The sequence below is a fragment of the Arthrobacter sp. 05L421 genome, from assembly GCF_056397785.1.
The window spans coordinates 93,564-112,345 of the sequence record NZ_JBFTOC010000011.1; the positions used below are offsets into that span (position 1 = coordinate 93,564).

Annotated in this window: 15 protein-coding genes; 10 read left to right on the forward strand and 5 right to left on the reverse strand. The window is 68.3% G+C overall.

Translation table 11 applies throughout. The features are described 5' to 3' along the window. Positions 1-54: 54 nt before the first annotated feature. On the reverse strand, positions 55-1,236 hold the full coding sequence (locus AC1DKQ_RS13995; protein ID WP_476919308.1) for a PucR family transcriptional regulator: 1,182 nt from the start codon (positions 1,234-1,236) through the stop codon (positions 55-57). 203 nt (positions 1,237-1,439) lie between these two features. Between AC1DKQ_RS13995 and AC1DKQ_RS14000 the strand changes: the two genes are divergently transcribed. The 8 genes from AC1DKQ_RS14000 to AC1DKQ_RS14035 all read left to right on the forward strand — a co-directional run bounded on the left by AC1DKQ_RS14000 (position 1,440) and on the right by AC1DKQ_RS14035 (position 10,969). Next, entirely contained in the window at positions 1,440-2,777 is a 1,338-nt protein-coding gene (locus AC1DKQ_RS14000; RefSeq protein ID WP_476884334.1) for an MFS transporter, read from the forward strand. Then, positions 2,774-4,414 carry a thiamine pyrophosphate-dependent enzyme gene (locus tag AC1DKQ_RS14005; protein ID WP_476919309.1) on the forward strand — a complete coding sequence of 547 codons (1,641 nt, stop codon included), beginning with the start codon at positions 2,774-2,776 and terminating at the stop codon, positions 4,412-4,414. Before AC1DKQ_RS14000 ends, AC1DKQ_RS14005 begins: the two co-directional genes overlap by 4 nt. Before the next feature lie 12 nt (positions 4,415-4,426). Beyond that, positions 4,427-5,854: a gamma-aminobutyraldehyde dehydrogenase gene (locus AC1DKQ_RS14010; protein ID WP_476919310.1), complete on the forward strand. Its 1,428-nt coding sequence runs from the start codon at positions 4,427-4,429 to the stop codon at positions 5,852-5,854. A gap of 19 nt (positions 5,855-5,873) precedes the next feature. After that, positions 5,874-7,619, forward strand: a complete 1,746-nt coding sequence (locus tag AC1DKQ_RS14015) for an amidohydrolase (RefSeq protein WP_476919311.1) — start codon at positions 5,874-5,876, stop codon at positions 7,617-7,619. 9 nt (positions 7,620-7,628) lie between these two features. Then, positions 7,629-8,891 carry a M20 family metallo-hydrolase gene (locus AC1DKQ_RS14020; protein ID WP_476919312.1) on the forward strand — a complete coding sequence of 421 codons (1,263 nt, stop codon included), beginning with the start codon at positions 7,629-7,631 and terminating at the stop codon, positions 8,889-8,891. Positions 8,892-8,973: 82 nt separating this feature from the next. Then, on the forward strand, positions 8,974-9,195 hold the full coding sequence (locus AC1DKQ_RS14025) for a hypothetical protein (RefSeq protein ID WP_476884329.1): 222 nt from the start codon (positions 8,974-8,976) through the stop codon (positions 9,193-9,195). Positions 9,196-9,276: 81 nt separating this feature from the next. Further along, positions 9,277-10,350 (forward strand): hypothetical protein, encoded by a 1,074-nt coding sequence (locus AC1DKQ_RS14030; RefSeq protein ID WP_476919313.1) that lies wholly within the window; start codon positions 9,277-9,279, stop codon positions 10,348-10,350. A 277-nt stretch (positions 10,351-10,627) separates the two neighbouring features. Beyond that, positions 10,628-10,969 carry a hypothetical protein gene (locus AC1DKQ_RS14035; protein WP_476884327.1) on the forward strand — a complete coding sequence of 114 codons (342 nt, stop codon included), beginning with the start codon at positions 10,628-10,630 and terminating at the stop codon, positions 10,967-10,969. 607 nt (positions 10,970-11,576) lie between these two features. Here the strand turns inward: AC1DKQ_RS14035 and AC1DKQ_RS14040 are convergent. Beyond that, positions 11,577-12,344: a VOC family protein gene (locus AC1DKQ_RS14040; protein WP_476919314.1), complete on the reverse strand. Its 768-nt coding sequence runs from the start codon at positions 12,342-12,344 to the stop codon at positions 11,577-11,579. A gap of 91 nt (positions 12,345-12,435) precedes the next feature. Between AC1DKQ_RS14040 and AC1DKQ_RS14045 the strand changes: the two genes are divergently transcribed. Further along, positions 12,436-13,035, forward strand: coding sequence for a YdeI/OmpD-associated family protein (locus AC1DKQ_RS14045; RefSeq protein ID WP_476919315.1), 600 nt, complete (start codon positions 12,436-12,438; stop codon positions 13,033-13,035). Between the two features lie 159 nt (positions 13,036-13,194). Beyond that, entirely contained in the window at positions 13,195-13,986 is a 792-nt protein-coding gene (locus AC1DKQ_RS14050) for a phosphatase PAP2 family protein (protein ID WP_476919316.1), read from the forward strand. Positions 13,987-14,005: 19 nt separating this feature from the next. Here AC1DKQ_RS14050 and AC1DKQ_RS14055 read toward each other — a convergent pair whose 3' ends face one another. Genes AC1DKQ_RS14055 through AC1DKQ_RS14065 form a run of 3 tightly spaced genes read right to left on the reverse strand, consistent with a single transcriptional unit; the run spans position 14,006 to position 18,782 of the window. Next, positions 14,006-15,976 (reverse strand): glycogen debranching N-terminal domain-containing protein, encoded by a 1,971-nt coding sequence (locus tag AC1DKQ_RS14055; protein WP_476919317.1) that lies wholly within the window; start codon positions 15,974-15,976, stop codon positions 14,006-14,008. Positions 15,977-16,002: 26 nt separating this feature from the next. Next, positions 16,003-17,193: an ABC transporter ATP-binding protein gene (locus AC1DKQ_RS14060; protein WP_476884322.1), complete on the reverse strand. Its 1,191-nt coding sequence runs from the start codon at positions 17,191-17,193 to the stop codon at positions 16,003-16,005. Next, the gene (locus tag AC1DKQ_RS14065) at positions 17,190-18,782 is read right to left on the reverse strand and encodes an ABC transporter permease (protein WP_476884321.1); all 1,593 of its coding nucleotides are present in this window, start codon (positions 18,780-18,782) and stop codon (positions 17,190-17,192) included. The genes AC1DKQ_RS14060 and AC1DKQ_RS14065 overlap by 4 nt, the downstream gene beginning before the upstream one ends.

An 18,782-nucleotide genomic window follows, 5' to 3' on the forward strand; every position in this document is an offset into this window, starting at 1 on the left:
TCAATGGCGAAAACCCCACCAAAAATGGGCCCGAAGTGTGTGTTCACACAACTGCTAGGCCCAGGCGACCACCAGTCGGGCCGCCTGTGTCGGAACGGTCAAATCGATTCCGGTCAATTCCTGAAAGCGATTGAGCCGGTTCAGGATGGTGTTCCGGTGGCAGAAGAGCTGCTCCGCCGTGGCCGTGATGTTCCCGGTGGACAGGTAGTGCTGCACGGTTTCCGTAAGGCGCTCGCGTTCCCCGCCACGGCATTCCGCCATGTCCTCCTCCAGCTGGGCGGCGAGGTCGAGGCCGGCGTCCTGAAGGTTCTGCTGGGCCAGCCGGGTCCACGCCGCATCGGCGGACAGGGGGCCGTCATCTCCCGGGCGCAGCAGGGCGGCGAGGCTCTCCGCAGTGCGGGCAGCCGCGGGCAGGCCGCGCAGCCCGTGCACCTCCGGCACATAGCCGCAGGGGATGTCGGCCAGGAGCGGCGGCAGCGGAGGCGCACTCCGGGTTTCCCTGGGCCGGGGAGGGAGCAGAGGCCAGAAGAGGTAGGTATTCCCGCCTGATTCGTGCAGGAACAGCTTGTAGCGTCGCTGGCCCGAGCCGAATTGGGTGGCAGATGCACGCAGCCGGGCGCCGGGTTCGCCGCTGGCAGCTACAAGGCCGCATCGCGAATCCGGCCCGATGCCCAGAGCGGAGCCCACCTGCGAGGACGTTTCGGCCGAGGGTGTGCTTTGGTTGAAGAGCCGCGCGATGAACTCGCGCTGGATGCTGGATTCTTCCTGGGCCATCCGCACGCGCTCAGTCAGGTAGCTCATGTGGGTCCGGGTGGCGAACTCGTCGACGACGCGCCAGACCAGATCCACGCGCGAGGCGAGCAGGCCCGCGTCCTCCGGTGCGGCGATCTCTAGGAGGTCGGCCCACAGGATGCTGAAGTCCAGCCGCACGGCTGACGTTAGAGACTCCGGCGGGATTCCGGCCCGTGCCCGCTTGGAGCCGAGATCCGAGGCGAAGGCGAGCAGCCCGTCCCGCGCCGTGTCTTCCGGGCCGCCCCGCAGCCCGTGGATGAGCCGGCGAAAAGTTTCCCGCGCCGTGTCCCGGATTTCCAGGACAGTCACCTGGCTTTCGCCGTATTCCGGGATTTGCCGTACCCGGGCGGTGAAAGTCTGGGCCAGGATGTCCAGCCGCCCTTCTAGCTGGTCCACCAGCTCTCTCCAGCGGAACTCGGCCCCCGGCGATTCAAAATTGTGCATTCTCACATTCTAGGGTCCAGGATGCGTGGCGCACTGCTAGTTATTTTGGAAAAAGCTACTGGCAGAATGGATGGAAGCACCAGGGGTGAGCCTAATCACACCCCACGGAACCATCCGTCTGGAGCGCCATCGACGGCATTTTCCCCGAATGGGGTTGTCGCACCGGCACCGGCAAAGACCCGTCATATTTCTTTGGAGTAATCATGGCAAGCAGCGCAAGCAACGCCACCACCACCGCCGGCCCGCAGTTACCCGGGGCTGTCGATGAGAGCGTGGCCAAGAAAGTCGCCCTCGCGGCCCTCGTTGGAACGGCTCTGGAGTGGTACGACTTCTTCCTGTTCACCACAGCCGCAGCGCTGGTGTTCAACGCGCAGTACTTCGTGTCCCAGGACCCCTTCGTCTCGGCCATGAGCTCCTTCGCCACCCTGGCCGTGGGCTTCGTGGCCCGCCCGATCGGCGGCTTCATCTTCGGCGCTCTGGGGGACAAGGTAGGGCGCAAGAAGATCCTGATGGTCACCATCGTGGGCATCGGCCTCGTGACCGGGCTCATCGGCCTGCTCCCGAACTACATGACGATCGGCGTCGCAGCGCCCATCCTGCTGGTCGCGCTGCGCATCCTGCAGGGTCTCGCCGTCGGCGGCGAGTGGAGCGGTGCGGTGATTATCGCCGTCGAAAATGCCCCGGTCGCCAAGCGCGCCCGCTACGCTGCCCTCCCGCAGATCGGTTCGCCGATCGGCACCATCCTGTCCTCGGGCGGCTTCTTCGGAATGCTGTACCTGGTGGGCCAGGCCAACTTTGACGCGTGGGGCTGGCGCATCCCGTTCATCGCGGCGCTCCCGCTGCTGGCGATCTCCATGTGGATCCGCAGCAAGCTCAGCGAGTCCCCGGAATTCGAAGCGCTCATGGAGTCCGGCGAGACCGAGCACGCCCCCATCCGCGGAGTGCTGACAAAGAGCTGGCGCCAGATCCTGGTCGGCATGTGCTCCGCGCTGCTGGGCATCGGCGGGTTCTACCTCATCACCAGCTTCGTGGTCTTCTACGGCACCAAAGTGCTCAAGATGCCCTACGAAACCTTGCTGATGGGCTCGCTTCTCGCTGCCGTCTTCGAGATCTTCTTCCTGATCTGGGCCGGACGCATGGGCGAGAAGTTCGGCGCCAGCAAGGTCATCCTCTGGGGTGGCGTGGCATCCGCGCTCGTCGCCGTCCCGGTGTTCCTGGCCATCGACACCGCCATCCCGGCCCTGGTCATCCTGGCCATGATCATCGGCGTGTGCACCCTGTCCATCCCGTATGCCGTGTCCGGTACGGCCCTCACCGCGCTCTTCGCCACGAAGGTCCGCTACACCGGCGTCGCCATCACCTCCAACAGCGCCGGCGTCATCTCCGGCTTCGTGCCGCTGATCGCGACGGCCCTCGTGGCCGCCAACGGCAACTCGTTCTGGCCGGGTGCCATCATCTTGCTGGTCGTGTCCGTGCTGACCGCACTGTCCGGCATCCTGCTCCCCGCACTGAGCATCGAAGAAGAGGGAATGAAGCATTGAGTACAACAACCACCGCCGGGCACCTGATTGTTGCCCAGCTGGAACGAGCCGGTATCCAGCGCGTCTATGGCGTCCCCGGGGAAAGCTTCCTGGATGTCCTGGACGGCCTGCACGGATCCTCCATTGAAACCGTGGTGACCCGCCACGAAGGCGGCGCCGGGTTCATGGCCCTCGCCGAAGGCCGGCTCACGGAGCTTCCGGGCGTGGCCATGGTGACCCGCGGCCCCGGTGCCGCCAACGCCTTCATCGCCATCCACACCGCGCACCAGGACGCCACCCCGATGATCCTTTTCGTGGGACTCATCCCGGTCGCGGACCGCGGCCGGGAGTCGTTCCAGGAATTCGACATCAACGCCTGGTTCGGCAGCACCGCCAAGAAGGTCGTGACGCTCGACGACGCCGCCTCCGCCGCCCGCGTGGTGGACGACGCCATCTTCACGGCCCTCAGCGGCAGGCCGGGTCCCGTCGTGATCGGCCTCCCCGAAGACGTGTTGGTCCACGCCATTGAACCGGGCCCAGCGAAATCGTGCACAGTGGAGCCCCGCACCGTCGCCCGGCCCGAACCGTCAGCGGCGGACCTCGCCGGACTGGAGGCCAAGCTGGCCGCAGCCAAGAATCCCCTGATCGTGGTGGGCGGCGAAGGCTGGAACCAGGAATCGTCCGACGCGCTGGCCGGCTGGTCCTCCCGCCACGGCATCCCCGTGCTCGCGGATTTCCGCGCCTATGACGCCGTCCCGCACAGCTGCGACTCCTACGCCGGCTACCTCGGCTACGCCCGCAGCGACGCCAACGCCCGACGCCTCGACGAGGCCGATCTGCTGGTGTTCGTCGGCTGCGTCCGCGCCGACGTGCTCTCCGACGGCTACATGCGCGGACTGGATGCCGTCACCGTCGTCGTCCACCCCGGCGCCGATCTGCTGGGCCACTTCGGCCGGCTTGACCAGCACATCGCGGCCCACGTCGCGTCCTTCGCCACCGCACTCGCCGCCACGGAATCCGCGGTGGAACCTGCGGCCGGCTGGCTGGCCGGGGCCCGCGCGGACTACGAGAAGTACTCCACCGCGCAGCCGGACGGTGGAACCGGCGTGGACCTCGCCGTCGTGATGGAAATACTCAAGCAGGAAATGGACGACGACGCCGTCATCACCTACGGCGCCGGGAACCACTCGCTGTGGCCGGCACGCTACCTCAAGCACAACGCGGCGAACTCCCTCGCCGCGCCCCGCAACGGTGCCATGGGCATGGGGATCCCGGCCGCGGTGGCTGCCTCTCTGGCCTACCCCGGCCGCCAGGTGATCTCCGTGGCCGGCGACGGCTGCTTCATGATGAACGGCCAGGAAATCGCGACGGCCATGGGGCACGGCGGGAAGTTCATCGCCCTCGTGGTGGACAACGGCATCTTTGCCACGATCCGTGAGCACCAGGAAGGCCACTACCCGGGCCGCCCCTCGGGCACGCACATGACCAACCCGGACTTCGCCGCGCTGGCCCGGTCCTATGGCGGCTACGGCGAACGCGTGGAGAAGGCCGAGGACTTCGGCGCCGCCTTCCGCCGCGCCGTCGAATCCGGGCTGCCGGCGGTCCTGCACCTCCCGCAGGACCCCACCACCCGCTCACCCAAGACCGCCAGCAACTGACCGGAGTCCGCCATGATCACCCTGCACAACATCATCAACGGTGAGATCGTCCAAGGCAGCGCCGCAGACGGAACAGCTGCTGCCACCCTGCCATTCTTCGACCCCGCCACCGGGGTCCAGCTCGGCACCGCCCCGGACAGCGACGCCGCCACCGTGGACCTCGCGTTCCAGGCCGCCCACACCGCCTTCCAGGGCTACAAGCGGACCACCCCGGCCGAACGCCAGGCCATGATGCTCAAACTCGCCGACCTCATCGAAGCAAACGTCGACAGGCTCCTTGACGCCGAGGTGGCCTGCACCGGCAAGCCCCGCCAGGTGACCCGCGAGATCGAGATCCTCCGCGGCGCCGACCAGCTGCGCTTCTTTGCCGGCGCCTGCCGCGTGGTGTCCGGAACCGCCCAGACCGAATACGTCCGTGGATTTTCCTCCACCGTCCGGCGCGAACCCCTCGGCGTGGTCGCCCAGATCACCCCGTGGAACTACCCGTTCATGATGGCCATCTGGAAGATCGGACCGGCGCTCGCCGCCGGTAACACTCTGGTCTTGAAGCCGGCGGACACCACCCCTTGGTCCACCCTGGTCCTGGGCGAGCTGGCGCAGGAGGCCTACCCGGCCGGCGTTGTGAACGTCATCTGCGGCGGCCGGGGGACCGGTGCCGCCATGGTGGATCACGAGATTCCGGAAATGGTGTCCATCACCGGCTCCACCCGGGCCGGGGCGCAGGTGATGTCCGCGGCGTCGAAGACCCTTAAGGACGTCCACCTGGAACTCGGCGGGAAGGCGCCCGCGATCGTCTTCGCCGACACCGACATTGACCTGACGGCCAAGGAGATCGCGCTCGGTGCATTCTTCAACGCCGGGCAGGACTGCACCGCCGTGACCCGCGTGCTCGTGGAGGATTCGATCCACCAGAAGTTCGGCGCCGCGCTCGCCGCGGCCGCCGCGGCGCTGCAGGTCGGCGGCGACGCCGCGGACCTCGGCCCGCTGAACAGCGCCGCCCAGCTGGACCGGGTGGAGGGCTTCATGTCCCGGCTGCCCGCCAACGCCAGGGTTCTGGCCGGGGGCAAGCGGACGGGCGCCGGCTTCCACTTCGAACCCACTGTGATCGACGGAGTGTTCCAGGCCGACGAGGTGGTGTGCGAGGAAATCTTCGGACCCGTGGTCACCGTTCAGCCGTTCGCCACGGAGGAGGAGGCCATCGAGCTCGCCAACGGGACGAAGTACGCGCTGGCGTCCAGCGTCTGGTCCAACAACCACGGCGTCGTCACCCGGGTGTCCAACGAACTGGACTTCGGCGCCGTCTGGATCAACTGCCACCAGGTGATCCCGGCCGAGGCCCCGCACGGCGGTTTCAAGCACTCCGGCACCGGCAAGGACCTCTCTGTCTTTGGCCTGGAGGATTACACCCGCCTCAAGTCAGTCACCACCTCCCACCGCTAAGAACCACGCTAGGTAACCCATGAAACTCGATCTGCTGCTGCGTAACGCGGACATCATCACCATGGACGCCCGCCACCCGCACGCCACCTCGCTGGGGATCTGGCAGGGCCGGATTGTGGGCCTCGACGATGACCTGGACGGGCTGGAGGCCGCCGAGGTCCTGAATCTCGGCGGCGCCACCGTGACGCCCGGCTTCATCGACGCCCACTGCCACACCACCTGGTTCGGGCTTGGCCTCGGCGAACTGGACGTCTCCGCCGCGCAGGGCCTCCACCAGCTCTACGCCCTGCTGGAGGCCGGCATGGCTGCAGGCAGCGCCGCCGGCCTCGGGCCGGTGTCCGGGGACGGGCCAGGCTGGCTGCTGGCTACCGGCTTCAGCCAGCAGCAGCACGGCGGCGAGTTCCCGGACATCACCGTCCTCGACCGGATCACCGGAAGCCGGCCGCTGTTCATGCGGCACAACTCCGGCCACATGGCCGTGGTCAACACCGCCGCGCTCCGCCTGGCCGGCGCCGAGCCGACGTCGTTTCCGGACCCCGACGGCGGCGTGATTGTCCGCGACGCCGCCGGCCGCCCCACCGGGTTGGTCCAGGAAACCGCGCAGCAGCTGATCCAGCAGCTGATCCTGCCGTACTCGTCCGAGGCGATCGAAGCCGCGCTGGACCGGGCCACCCGCCACTACGCCGCGGAGGGCATCACCAGCTTCACCGAGGCCGGGATCGGCGGCGGCTGGATCGGCCACAGCCCAGTGGAGCTGGCAGCGTACCAGCGGGCGCGAGCCGCGGGCCGGCTCCATGCACGGGCGCAGCTGATGCCGGTTCTTGATGTGCTCCACCCGCTCGGCGGACAGGACTCGCCGGACGCCGCAGCTGCCGGCCTGGACTTGGGCATCGCCAGCGGATTCGGCGACGACTTCCTGTCCCTGGGCCCGGCGAAGGTGTTCCTGGACGGGTCATTGCTCGGCGAAACGGCCGCGGTCAGCCAGGACTATTGCAGCCACGGCGGGACGGACAACACCGGCAACACCGGCTACTTCCAGGCCGAGCCGGAGGCGCTCCGGGGCAAGATCGAGGCCGCCTACGCGGCTGGCTGGTCCATCGCGGCGCACGCCATCGGCGACCGTGCCGTGGACCTCGCGATCGACATCATCGCCGCCTGCGCCGCGAGATACGGCCCCCGGACTGTGCCCAACAGGATCGAACACGCCTCGATGACCAGGCCGGAGCAGCTTCAACGGCTGGCCTCCGCGGACATCGCCGTCACCCCGCAGGCCAGCTTCTTCTCGGACGGCGGGGACGGGATGACGTTGTCCCTCGGCCCGGAACGGCTCGGCTGGGCCTACCGTGCGGCCTCGTTCCTTGCCTCGGGAGTGACGCTCGCCGGCAGCTCCGACCGCCCCGTGGCGGACGGAAACGTCCTCCGCGGAATGCAGGCCTTCGTGGACCGGCGCACCGCCTCCGGCGCTGTTTTCGGGAACCCGGACGAGCGGCTGAGCCCGTTCCAGGCCCTGGCGGCATACACCACCGGAGCCGCCGCGGCCACCGGCGCGGCCGGCGTCAAAGGCTCACTGACCGCAGGCAAGCTGGCCGACTTCACCGTCCTGTCCGGGTCCCCGCTCACCGCGGACAGCATCGCCGAACTCGAGGTGCTGGCTACCGCCGTCGGTGGGAACTTTACGTTCCGGACCCCCGGCCTCACGTCCCCGGTTGCGGTCGCTTCGGCCGCAACCGGTCCACTCTTCAGCGCAGCTACAAACCGTTCATAGGGGAACACCGTGACTACTCACACCACTTTCAGCTCCGGCGACGCCGCGTTCGTTCGGGACTTCCACACCATGAGCGAATTCGGCGCGACCGAGAACGGCGGCGTGGACCGGCAGGCGGCCAGCGTGCCGGACGGCCAGCAGCGGGCGTGGCTTACGGGCCTGCTGGAGGCCAAGGGCTTCACCGTGCGGTTCGACAAGGCTGGCAACCAGTGGGGCTTGTACGAGGCCGTGCCGGGGGCCCCCTTCGTGGTGGTGGGATCGCACATGGATTCCCAGCCGACGGCGGGACGCTACGACGGCGCGTACGGTGTGCTCGCCGCAGCCCACGCGGCGTTCCGGCTCGTGGAGCAGTGGGACGCAGCCGGAGCCGCCGGGCAGCCCCGATTCAACATCGCCGTGGTCAACTGGTTCAACGAGGAGGGCTCGCGGTTCAAGCCGTCCATGATGGGCTCCTCCGTCTACACGGGAAAGCTCGAACTCGAGACCGCGCTGGACACCACGGACGCGGCCGGAGTCTCGGTCCGCGAGGCCCTGGACGCGATCGGCTGCCGGGGCAGCTACGACGGCCCCGAAGCGGCATTCTGCGCCGAGATCCACATCGAGCAGGGCCGGAGCATGGAGCGCGAGGGCATCACCATCGGCCTGGTGAACTCCAACTGGGCGGCCAACAAATACGAGTTCGTGGTCCACGGCGAGCAGGCCCACACAGGCTCCACCGTGATCGCTGACCGGAAGGATGCGCTGCTGGGCGCGTCCATGATGGTGGTCGCCGCCCGGGAACTCGCCGACTCCTTCCCCGGCGTGCTGCACACCTCCGTGGGACAGCTGAATGTCTACCCCAACTCGCCCGTGGTGGTGCCGTCCCGGGTGAGCCTGCTGCTGGACCTGCGCAGCGCCGATGAAGCCGTCCTGGCCGAGGCGGACGCCCTGCTGGACGAGCGGATCGCCGGGATCGAGAAGCTGGCGAACGTCACGGTTGAGCGCAACCACTCCCACACCTGGCCCGTGACCCCCTACCAGCCAGAGGGCGTCGAACTCGCGGCCAAGGTGGCGGCGGACCTGGGCCTGGCGAACAAGCCGGTCATGACCCTGGCCGGGCACGATTCGACCAACATGAAGGACCTTGTCCCGACTGTGATGCTGTTCGTGCCCAGCGTGGACGGGATCTCCCACAACGAACACGAATACACCACGGACGAGGACATCGTGGCCGGGCTGACCATGCTCACCGAAGTCGTGAACCGGCTCTGCAATGGGGCGCTGGAGGACTGACCCCGGATCCGCCGGTTCCTGGTCCCGACCCGCAGGCTCCGGCTAACGCTGTTCTCAAGGGTGCATCTGGCAGAATGCCCGCATGATCGAGATGCCGCCGCCGCCTGAACCGCCTGAGCTGGAGCCGGATAAGATCCGGGCCCTGATCGACTATGCCGACAGGATGGCCGCGTTTATGGAGGCTCAGATGGAGTTGGCCCGTGAGCTTGGCAGGGCAACTCCGGAGAACGACCTGAGCGAACTCGTCGAAGGCTGGCAGTTCACCGCGCAGGGCCTGCGGGACAGCTACGACGGACGGTTCTGAGGCAGAACAACCGCAGCGATAATCGGCGGCCACTCCAGGGTCGGCGGGCCGGTCTGCTTTCGATGGTGCAAGGATGACCTGATGACGCCAAGTACGGATCTAGTTCTGCAGGGACCTCGAGGGCGCCGCCTGTGTCTTGAGCTGGCGATGGCGCTGGATCCGGATGTCAAAACTGCGGCGTTCTGGTTGGCGTACGAACTTGAAAATGGGAGTGGGACATCGAGCGTCCTGCTGACCGCTTCCTCTCCCGGTGTCATTGCGGATCCGCACTCCTCTCCGTCACCAGAGGAGCTCGCGGCCAGGCTCGCTTCTCTGAACTTTGCCGGCTTCGACGGTGAACTGATGCAGGGGGCCCTCGAGCGGTCGGTCGACACTGCAAGATACTGGCAGGAGCCCGATGGAGAAGATGTTATCGCAGGACTCTCGGTCATCACTGCGGCTTTGTCCACGGTCGCCGGACAACTCCTGGCAGCACCCGGCATCCAGTGGTACTGGCAGCCCCGCCGGGTTGAGCAGTGGGCCATTGACTGGCGACCGGCGGATGGCCCGGCACCGCTATCAAAGAATCCCCGACAAACACTGACCGAGTGGGGCCGCAAGGAACGTGCCGAGGAAGAACGCGCTGACCGCGAACTCCCGCACGACCCGCGCGCCAACTTCTCTGGAACGTGGTGGTCGATCCCGCACGGGCTGGTCCACACCGTTGGGCAAGTCCCGGCCGCCCTGAGTCTCGTAGAGGATGCCCTGGGGTGGGAGCATGCGACTACGGTTCCGGTTCGGGGAGCGGGCCGGACTCTTGAGATCGGCATAGCAGATGACTGGATTTCGCTGTGCCGCAAATTCCCGCTCGACGTCACCGCATCCCGGCGACACGACTGGTTCCGCACGACCGGGCGCGATGGCCTATGGGTCATCCCGGATTGGGAACAAGTGGCAAGCGAGTGGGATGCCGTGCACCTGACAGTCGTTGGTTACCTCAACGGCGCAACGCGAGCACTCCAGGTCGATACCCAAACGGCGACAGTCATCGCAGGATGGGACCCAGACAGTACGATCTGGCTCACGGACGTCGCACGTGAATGGGATGGCCCCCGGCAGACGTGGCACCGAGCCTCACACGGGGACCGCTGGACCTCGGTGCCGCATCAGCCGTAACGCCTCGCAATCCATGCGTTTTGAGGCACAGACGTTTCGAGACACCAAGCTGGATTACAGACATGAGTCGGTCTGCCCGCAAGGGGATCCTCTATCGGACGGAACCTGCCGCTGGTCCTCGTACAAGCCCAGTCCCATCACTGTTGGGCCACGGACCTTGGCAGCCCTGGCGTTTGGCAGACCCCTAGATCTGCCTGGACCGGCTAGACCCTCCCACAGTGTCTGTTGAGGGATCTGTCAGATTGGCTGCTTTCTCGTCTTCCTTCAGGATGGAACTATGAATCTTGTCCGCTACATCGTTGACGCGGTCAACCGCCACTGGGCGGAGGAAGTGCAAATCCTCGGCATCTGGGAGGACGGGCCGGCTGCAGCCTGCCTTGTATACCGCCGGACTATAGATCCCTTGGTGGTTCTTGGCAGCAGGCTCGAGTTCCATACGAACGCAGCCGACGGCACTATCGAGGGCTTCGCTCGCGACGTAGCGGTAAACCTCGCCGAGCCGATTGGGACTGCCAAAAGTCGTCGAGACCAGCACGGCATCGTTTGGGTGGCTGTCCCAGATGACCGCCGGACACCCGAGCCGCCCTCCGAAGTAGTACGAGTTCTCAGCGACCAATGAAATTTGGGAGGCACGACCGCCCGAGCGAAGACGGTCGCCGGCAATCTTGTTTCCTGGGTTTCCGCAGGCGCGCTGCTCTAGGTTCAGTCGGGCGGAGAGCCTGAGCCTCTGCTGTTGCGAAGGTAAGAGGCCACTGCGACGACAATGAGAAGAACCGTGCAGCCAATGAGTACCCATGACGCCATGTGAGCGTCAGGGGCACCGCTGATCGTAAAGATTTGGCCGGTGATGATCAGCGTACAAGTAACCGCGACCCAGATAAGTCCGGTCTTGTCGGGTTGTCCTACGGTCCGAACCATGATCGGCACTCTACCGGGCAGGGTTTGCGATGTCCTCGGTCCTGCCCGACCCGTCCGTTAGCCGGTCGATCGTCGGGCCCCAGCACCCTAAAGGCCGTCTGCGCGGATGCTGGAGCTGACGTGCCCGTATACCCCGCCCGACTAAATGCCCGGTGAAGGTACCCCAACGGCAACACCCCTGACGCCTCGCAATCCATGCGATGTAAGACAACTCAAAGCCCGGTTGCGCGACACCAAGTGGTCACAGAACGCCGCCACGAAAGGCTGAACTCCACAAGATCCGCCGCGGCCGCACCGGAGCAACAGCCTCAGGCGGCTTCCGGCTTCTGCGAGATCCAGAGCATCGCCCCGTTGGGGTTCTCCGGCAGATCGGCGGCGTCTGGGTTGGCCACGTGCAGGGTCCGCCCGAACGCCTCTTCCGTCAGGCTGACCTGGTGGCCCGCGGCCGCCAGGCGGTCCCGCAGGGCGGGGAGGTCGCCGGTGTATTCAAAGCCCAGGCCGGACCGGGCGGCGCCGCTGGCTGGGCGCACCATCAGCACGCCGCCGTTCTTCGCCGTGAAATCCGCGGTTTCGTCATCATCCGGTGCAGGGCGCAGCCGGGCGCCCATATTCCGCAGGGTTTGGGCGGCGGCGGCAGCCTCCGGCGTGAACCAGACTTCGACGACGGCGAGGGCAGGATCGGCGTCCGCGCACTGCGCGCCGTGGGTGGCCTTGTCCGCAAAAAAGCCGAACCCGTCCTCGCCCGTGATGCGGCAGGTGTCCCCGTGGCGCGCGCTGACCAGCTCGGCCGGGGTGGTCCCGTCCTCCACTCCGGCCAGGTTGGTGCGGCGCGCGAACTCTGCCAGGTCTCCGACCTCGACGCCGAAGTCCGTCCTGCCGTCCTGCACGTTTCCTTGTTCGGCAGCGCCGCCGGATGCGGCATCCGCCGCTACGCGGTGCAGCGCGAGCCGGCCCGAGCCGGCGTCGAACTCCTGCCAGTCGCCGTCGTCGACCGTTCGCACCATGCCGAGGGCGGACAGCAGTTGCCCCCACTGGTCCATACGGGAGGTGTAGTGGATCGGGCGGACGCGCAGCATGGGATCTCCTTGCGAGGGACGGGAGTGGCTCCTCATGACATGGTGCCACCAAAGCACCCATCCGGTCAGCCCCGCGGAGCACAATGGTGCCATGGCTGTTGAACTTGAGGAACTGCTGGTGAAGGACGCCGCCGAGTGGCGCACCTGGCTGGAGCAGCACCACGCGCAGAGTCCGGGCGTGTGGCTGGTGCTGCATAAGAAGGGCGGATCAGTGACCGCGCTGGACTACGAGGCCGCGCTGCAGGAGGCGCTGTGCTTCGGCTGGATCGACGGCCAGGGCCGGCGGCGGGACGAGGAGAGCTCCTTCCAGCGGATGACCCGGCGGGGACCCGAGAGCGTGTGGTCCGCACGCAACGTGGAGCGGATTGAACGTCTGGAGTCGGCGGGACGGATGGCCCCGGCCGGACAAGCCGCCGTCTCCGCCGCCAAGGCGGACGGGCGCTGGGAGGCCGCCTACTCGGGCGCGGCGACGGCGGAAGTCCCGGATGATCTTGCCGCGGCCATCGCGGCGGAGCCCCGGGCGCAGGCGATGTTCGAGGTCCTGACGTCCGTGAACCGGTATGCCCTGATCTACCGCACCAACTCGGTCAAGCAGGCCTCCACCCGGGAGAAGAAGATCGCCGGGTTCGTGGAGATGCTGGCCCGGTTCGAAACGCCGTACCCGCAGACCAAACGACCCCCAAACGCGTAACGGCGGAACCGTCACGGCCGGGCCGGCAACGGCCGGGCCCGCGGACGGCCGTTCCCGTTCCCCGCGGCTCGCCGCGCCGGACCCCGGCCGGGCTGCATCCCAGAGAACTCCCAGCGGCCGTCCGGGCTGCGGATAGTTGCCGCTGGCAGAATAGGGCGGATGCTCCTTGCCCAGCGTGCCCCGCAACCCCGTGCCCCTCTGCCGCTGCCGTCCCAGCGGCGGCTCTTCTTCGCGGCAGCGGGCCTGCTGATCGCGGGGGAGACGGTCTTCTGGACCGTGCTCGCCGCCGTGCAGTCGAACAGCGGGGTGGCCGTTCTGGACGCGCCCGTGCACGACGGACTCGTCGCGTCCCGGAACCCGCTCGCCACCGCCATCCTGACGGCCGTGACCACCGTGACGTCGCCGCTGTGGATGACGGTGATCGGCTGCGTGGTGGCCCTGGCCTGGGCCGTCTGGAGACGGGAAGTCTGGCGTCCGGTCCTGCTAATCGGCGCCATGGCGGCCACCTTCGCGGTGTCCACGCTGATCAAACACGACGTCGGCCGCGGCCGGCCCGCCGCCAGCGACTTCATGCTGGGACCGGACGACGCCCTGTCGTTTCCCTCCGGCCACACCTTCGGCGCCGGCGTCTTCTTGTGCGTCCTCAGCTACCTGCTGGTGGCGGCCCGCGGGACGCGGACGGGCAAACGGACGACGTCGGTGCTCGCCTTCGCGGCCGCAGCCGCAGGAACGCTGGTGGTCGCCTTTAGCCGCCTGTACCTGGGCTATCACTGGCTGACGGACGTGCTCGCCGCCATGGGCCTGGCGCTCGCCGTTACCGGGATCGTCATCCTGGCCGACGGGCTGCGCGCCACCATGGCTCCGCGGCCTGCGCCGCTGGTGCCGGCCATGCTTCTGTCGCAACCCGACCCGGCGGAAGCTAGTCCGGCAGGGCCGGCCCCGGGAAGTTAGCCCGCCAGAGCCAGTCTCGTCAGAGCCCTACGCCCATCGCCTGGGCGATCACAACAGCCGAGGCTGAGGACCACGCCTGCGGGTGGCAGGACGCCGGATAGGGCACCGCGACGCCCGAGTCCTCGGCCCGGACCCCCGCGAACACCTCCGGCAGCCGGTGCCCAAAGGAGGCGGCCGCCGCGAGCAAGCCATCGGCGAGGATCTGGGCCTCGGCGATGAAACCGTCGGCAAGGAGGCCGCGGATCGCGATGGCGGTGTCGTGGCTCCAGACCGAGCCGCAGTGGTAACTGAAGGGCCAAAACCCCGCGGCCCGCCGGGAGATCGTGTGCACGCCGTAGCCGGAGAACAGCTCGGGGCTCACCAGCCGGTCCGCCACGATCCGGGCTTCGGCCGCATCCAGGATGCCCGTGCCCAGCAGGTGTCCCATGTTCGAGCCCGGTATGTCCAGCGGAACACCGTGCCCGTCCAGGGCCATGGCCGGGAACGGGCCGCCGTCGTCCTCCACCCAGAAGCGCTCGCGGAACCTGAGCCGGAGGGCAGCGGCGAAGTCCCGCAGCGCCTGCCCGCCGGGTTCCCCGTAGGCGTCGAACAGCTCCGCCGTTTCCATCGCTGCCTGGTACGCGTAGCCCTGCACCTCGGACAGGGCGATCGGCCCGTCGGCCTGGCGGCCGTCGCGGAACTGCATGGCGTCCCGGGAGTCTTTCCAGCCCTGGTTGCTCAGGCCGTGCCCCGACGCGTCCCGGTAGCTGAGGAACCCGGCGTTGCCCGCTGGACTGTTACCCGTTGCGGCGTTAACCGTTGCGGCGTCCTGCCCGGTTGCACCGGCGGCGAGCAGCCACTCCGCGGCGCGTGCCGCGTTCGGCAGCAGCGACCGGACCGCGTCGTCGTCCCGGCCGGTGCGCCAGAGTTCACCAAGCAGGCACAGCCACAGCGGGGTGGAGTCCACGGCCCCGAAGTACACCGGGGGCAGGCGCAGGCCCTGGCTCTCCAGCACTAGCTCCTTGGACCGCAGTTCGTGCAGGATCTTGCCGGGTTCCTCGGCGGCCGCGGCGTCGGTCCGGGTACCCTGGAAGGCTGCCAACGCGCGCAGCGTGCCTGCCGCCAGCCCGGTGTCGAGCCCGTTGTCCAGGGGCAGCAGCAGCCGCGCGGCCCAGAGCGAATCCCGCCCGAACAGCGTGAAGTACCAGGGCGCCCCGGCGGCGATAAACGGCGCGTCCGGCAGCTGGCGGGTGGCCAGCCGGAGCCCGGCCACTTCATCGAGGGAGTTATCCAGGAGCAGGCCCAGGGCCCCGGCCGGTCCGGGCAGGTTGGTCCCTGCGGGCGGGCGGGCCGCGGGCGGGCGGGCAGCCACCACGGCGTCGTCGGCGTCGGTCAGGACGGCCTGCCATTCGGCTTCGAACGGCCGGCCCCGGCCTAGGGTTCCGCGCCAGGTGAGGTGCCCGTCAGGGGTGACGGCGCCGGCCGCCGCCACCGTCAAGGCCTTGCCGCCCTCCTTCCAGCGGAGCGCAGACTGGTCGGCAGAGATCGGACCGGACGGGTCGCGGAAGCGGCTGAGGCGGATCTGGGCCATGTCCGTGAAGTCGGCGGCCAGTTCAATGTCGATTTCGACGTCGAGGGAATCCAGCGAGGTGCGCAGCTGCAGGGTGTGCCGCACCACGCCCGGCGTCACAGTCCAGGTCTGGAGGAGCTCGACGGCGGGATCCTCGGTGGGTCCCGGGATGCCCCGGACCAGGCCCCGGACGCGCAGGACACCGCCGGGCTCGGTCTCGACGGCCGCGGGTTCGGGTTCAAGGCCGTTGACGCGCACCAGCGCCCGGCAGAGCATCCGGGTGTCGCCGTGGAGCAGCCCGGTGAACCCGGCAGGATCACCAGAGTCGCCTGCTCCGGGCGGTTTGACCTCGCCGGCCAGGCGGCCGTCGGGATCGAGCCACAGCTGTGTGGGGGCGGCAACGGAGCAGTATTGGCGGTGCAGGCCTGGCTGAACAGTCATCCGCCCACCCTATCTCCAGAGCAGTCTTAGGGAGACGGTTGCTCATCCACCGGGAACGCCACGGCCTCGCCCACCACGCGAAGCCGCAGCTCCGTACCGGGGCGGGCGATCGAGGCGTTCCAGTGCCGGATGGTGATGATTTCCCCGCCGCCGGGGTAGCGGTGGTCCGGGACGGCGCCGGCGGCAAGGACCGGGGGGACCGGGAGCTGGAGCCGGACCGTGGTCTCGGGGCCGAAGTAGTCGGTATCCACCACCGTGCCGCGGATGGGGCCGTCCTCGGAAATGCGGATCTGCTCGGGCCGCAGCATCAGCTGGACCCGGCCCTGGGCGGGCGGGCGTCGAACGGGGATCCCGCCGAGCGAGCACGTGGCCAAGGAGCCTTCCATCCAGGCGTCCAGGATGACGGCGTCGCCCAGGAATTCCGCGGTGGCACGGTCCGCCGGGCGCGTGTAGACGACGAACGGGTTGCCGATCTGGGCCAGCCTGCCGCCGCGCATCACAGCCACCTGGTCGGCGAAGGACAGCGCCTCGGCCTGGTCATGCGTGACCAGGATGGTGGTGACGCCGGCGTCCTTCAGGACCTGGGCCACGGCGCGGCGGGTGGCCACCCGCAGGCCGGCGTCCAGGGCGGAGAACGGCTCGTCCAGCAGCATGAGCGCGGGCTTGCGGGCCAGCGCCCGGGCCAGGGCGACCCGCTGCTGCTGGCCGCCGGAGAGCTGGTGCGGGCGGCGCTTGGCCATGGCCGGGTCCAGGGAGACCATTTCCAGCAACTCGGCCACTCGCGCCTTGACGCCGCGGTGCCCGCCAGGGAGCTGCGAGGCGTCCAGGCCAAAGGAGATGTTCTGCCCGACCGTCAGGTGCGGGAACAAGGCGCCGTCCTGGGCCACGTAGCCGACGTGGCGTTTGTGGGCGGGCACCCAGGCGTTCTCGCCCGCCACTTTGCTGCCGTTAAGCGAGATGCTGCCGGTGTCCGGGTGTTCGAAGCCGGCAATCAGGCGCAGGAGCGTGGTCTTGCCGGAGCCGGACGGTCCCACGATCGCCGTCGTTCCACCCCTGGCGACGGAGAGGTTGACGCCCTTGAGGACGGCCTGGGGGCCAAAGTTCTTGGTGACCGCGTCGATTTCCAGGTGGCTGTTGGTGCTGGTGGCCACGGATGCCGAGACTCGCGGCTCGGGGAGACGTGAGTGGGCCTCACGCGACGGGTAAACATCGGTCACTGTCCGGCTACTTTCTTGGACTGCTGGAAGAGCAGGTAGGTCATGGGCGCCGAGATCAGGATCATCAGCAGCGCATACGGGGCGGCGCCAGCGTAGTCGATTTCGCTGCTCTTGCTCCAAAACTCGGTGGCGAGGGTGCGCGTCCCGTTGGGCGAGAGCAGGAGGGTGGCCGTGAGTTCGTTGACAATCCCCAGGAACACCAGGGCCGCCCCGCCGGCCGCGGCGGGGGCCGTGAGGCGCAGCGTCACGCGCAGGAAGGCCAGCAGCGGCGGCTTGCCGAGCACCTGGGCGGCCTCGTCGAGTTCCTTTGGTGCCTGGGCCAGGCCCGAGCGGATGTTCACGAGGGCCCGGGGGAGGAACAACAGCACATAGGCCGCGATGAGGAGCGCCGAGGTCTGGTACATGCTGGGCACCATCCGGATGCTCACGGTCACGAAGGCCAGGCCCACCACAATCCCGGGCATGGAGCTGGTGATGTAGTTGGACAGCTCCAGCGACTTGCTGAACCAGCCGGGGCGCCGCACGGCCATGTAGGCCATGGGGAACGCGACCACGGTGGTGACGACGGCCGCCGCAAGGCCATAGGCCAGGGTCTGCAGGAGGGCCGGCATGAATTCCTCGGCTGCCCAGATGTCCGGGCCGCCGGTGACGATCCAGCGCAGCACAAATGCCAGCGGCAGGCCGAATGCCAGCGCCGTGAGGGCGATCAGGGACAGCTGGGCCGGGACCTGGTAGGCGTGCAGGGGCAGCCGCAGGGCGCGCGCCTGGGCACCCGAGCCGACCCTGGCGTACCGGGCGCTGCCGCGGCTGCGGACCTCGACGAGGAGCAGGATCAGGCATAGGAACACCAGGACGCTGGCGAGCATGTTCCCCGCGGTCCCGTTGAACGTGGACTGGTACTGCACCATGATCGCTGTGGTGAAGGTGTCGAAGCGGATCATCGCGAACGCCCCGTATTCGGCCAGCAGGTGCAGCGCGACCAGTAGCCCGCCGCCGGTCATGGCGATGCGCAGCTGCGGCAGCACCACGCGGAAGAACGCGCGCCAGGCGCCGAGGCCGAGGGAGGCGGCGGACTGTTCGATCGCCGGGTCCAGGCGGCTGAGTGTCGCCGCGGCCGGAATGTACACGAGCGGGAAATAGGACAGCGTGGCGATGAGGACCCCGGACCAGAGTCCGCCGAGGGAGGGCACCGCGGAAACCCAGGCGTAGCTGTTGACGAAGGCGGGGATGGCCAGCGGGGCGGCCAGCAGCACGGCCCACCACTTCCGGCCCACCAGGGACGTGCGTTCAACCAGCCACGCCCCGCCGACCCCCAGGACCAGGCACAGCGGCACCGTCACCACGGTGAGCAGCACCGTGTTCAGCAGGAGTTCGCCCACGCGCGGGCGGATGATCAGTGCGGCGGCGGTGTCCCAGCCGGTGGAGGCCGTCATGAAGATCACGTAGGCCAGGGGAATGAGGGAAAACAGGGCGATCAGGACCGCAATGATGGAAACAACAGAAACGCCGAAAGGCGGGCGGGGGCGCTTGCCCCTGCCCGCCGTCGTCGTGTCCCCGGTTATTTTGGGGACCGCCAGCTTGGAAGTCAC

What these genes read in the sequence shown, in the direction of transcription:
- AC1DKQ_RS14055 (WP_476919317.1), bottom strand. Translation starts at nt 15,976, where the DNA reads ATGACTGTTCAGCCAGGCCTGCACCGCCAATACTGCTCCGTTGCCGCC.
- AC1DKQ_RS14025 (WP_476884329.1), top strand. Translation starts at nt 8,974, where the DNA reads ATGATCGAGATGCCGCCGCCGCCTGAACCGCCTGAGCTGGAGCCGGAT.
- AC1DKQ_RS14030 (WP_476919313.1), top strand. Translation starts at nt 9,277, where the DNA reads ATGACGCCAAGTACGGATCTAGTTCTGCAGGGACCTCGAGGGCGCCGC.
- AC1DKQ_RS14015 (WP_476919311.1), top strand. Translation starts at nt 5,874, where the DNA reads ATGAAACTCGATCTGCTGCTGCGTAACGCGGACATCATCACCATGGAC.
- AC1DKQ_RS14010 (WP_476919310.1), top strand. Translation starts at nt 4,427, where the DNA reads ATGATCACCCTGCACAACATCATCAACGGTGAGATCGTCCAAGGCAGC.
- AC1DKQ_RS14000 (WP_476884334.1), top strand. Translation starts at nt 1,440, where the DNA reads ATGGCAAGCAGCGCAAGCAACGCCACCACCACCGCCGGCCCGCAGTTA.
- AC1DKQ_RS14035 (WP_476884327.1), top strand. Translation starts at nt 10,628, where the DNA reads ATGAATCTTGTCCGCTACATCGTTGACGCGGTCAACCGCCACTGGGCG.
- AC1DKQ_RS14050 (WP_476919316.1), top strand. Translation starts at nt 13,195, where the DNA reads ATGCTCCTTGCCCAGCGTGCCCCGCAACCCCGTGCCCCTCTGCCGCTG.
- AC1DKQ_RS13995 (WP_476919308.1), bottom strand. Translation starts at nt 1,236, where the DNA reads ATGCACAATTTTGAATCGCCGGGGGCCGAGTTCCGCTGGAGAGAGCTG.
- AC1DKQ_RS14040 (WP_476919314.1), bottom strand. Translation starts at nt 12,344, where the DNA reads ATGCTGCGCGTCCGCCCGATCCACTACACCTCCCGTATGGACCAGTGG.
- AC1DKQ_RS14045 (WP_476919315.1), top strand. Translation starts at nt 12,436, where the DNA reads ATGGCTGTTGAACTTGAGGAACTGCTGGTGAAGGACGCCGCCGAGTGG.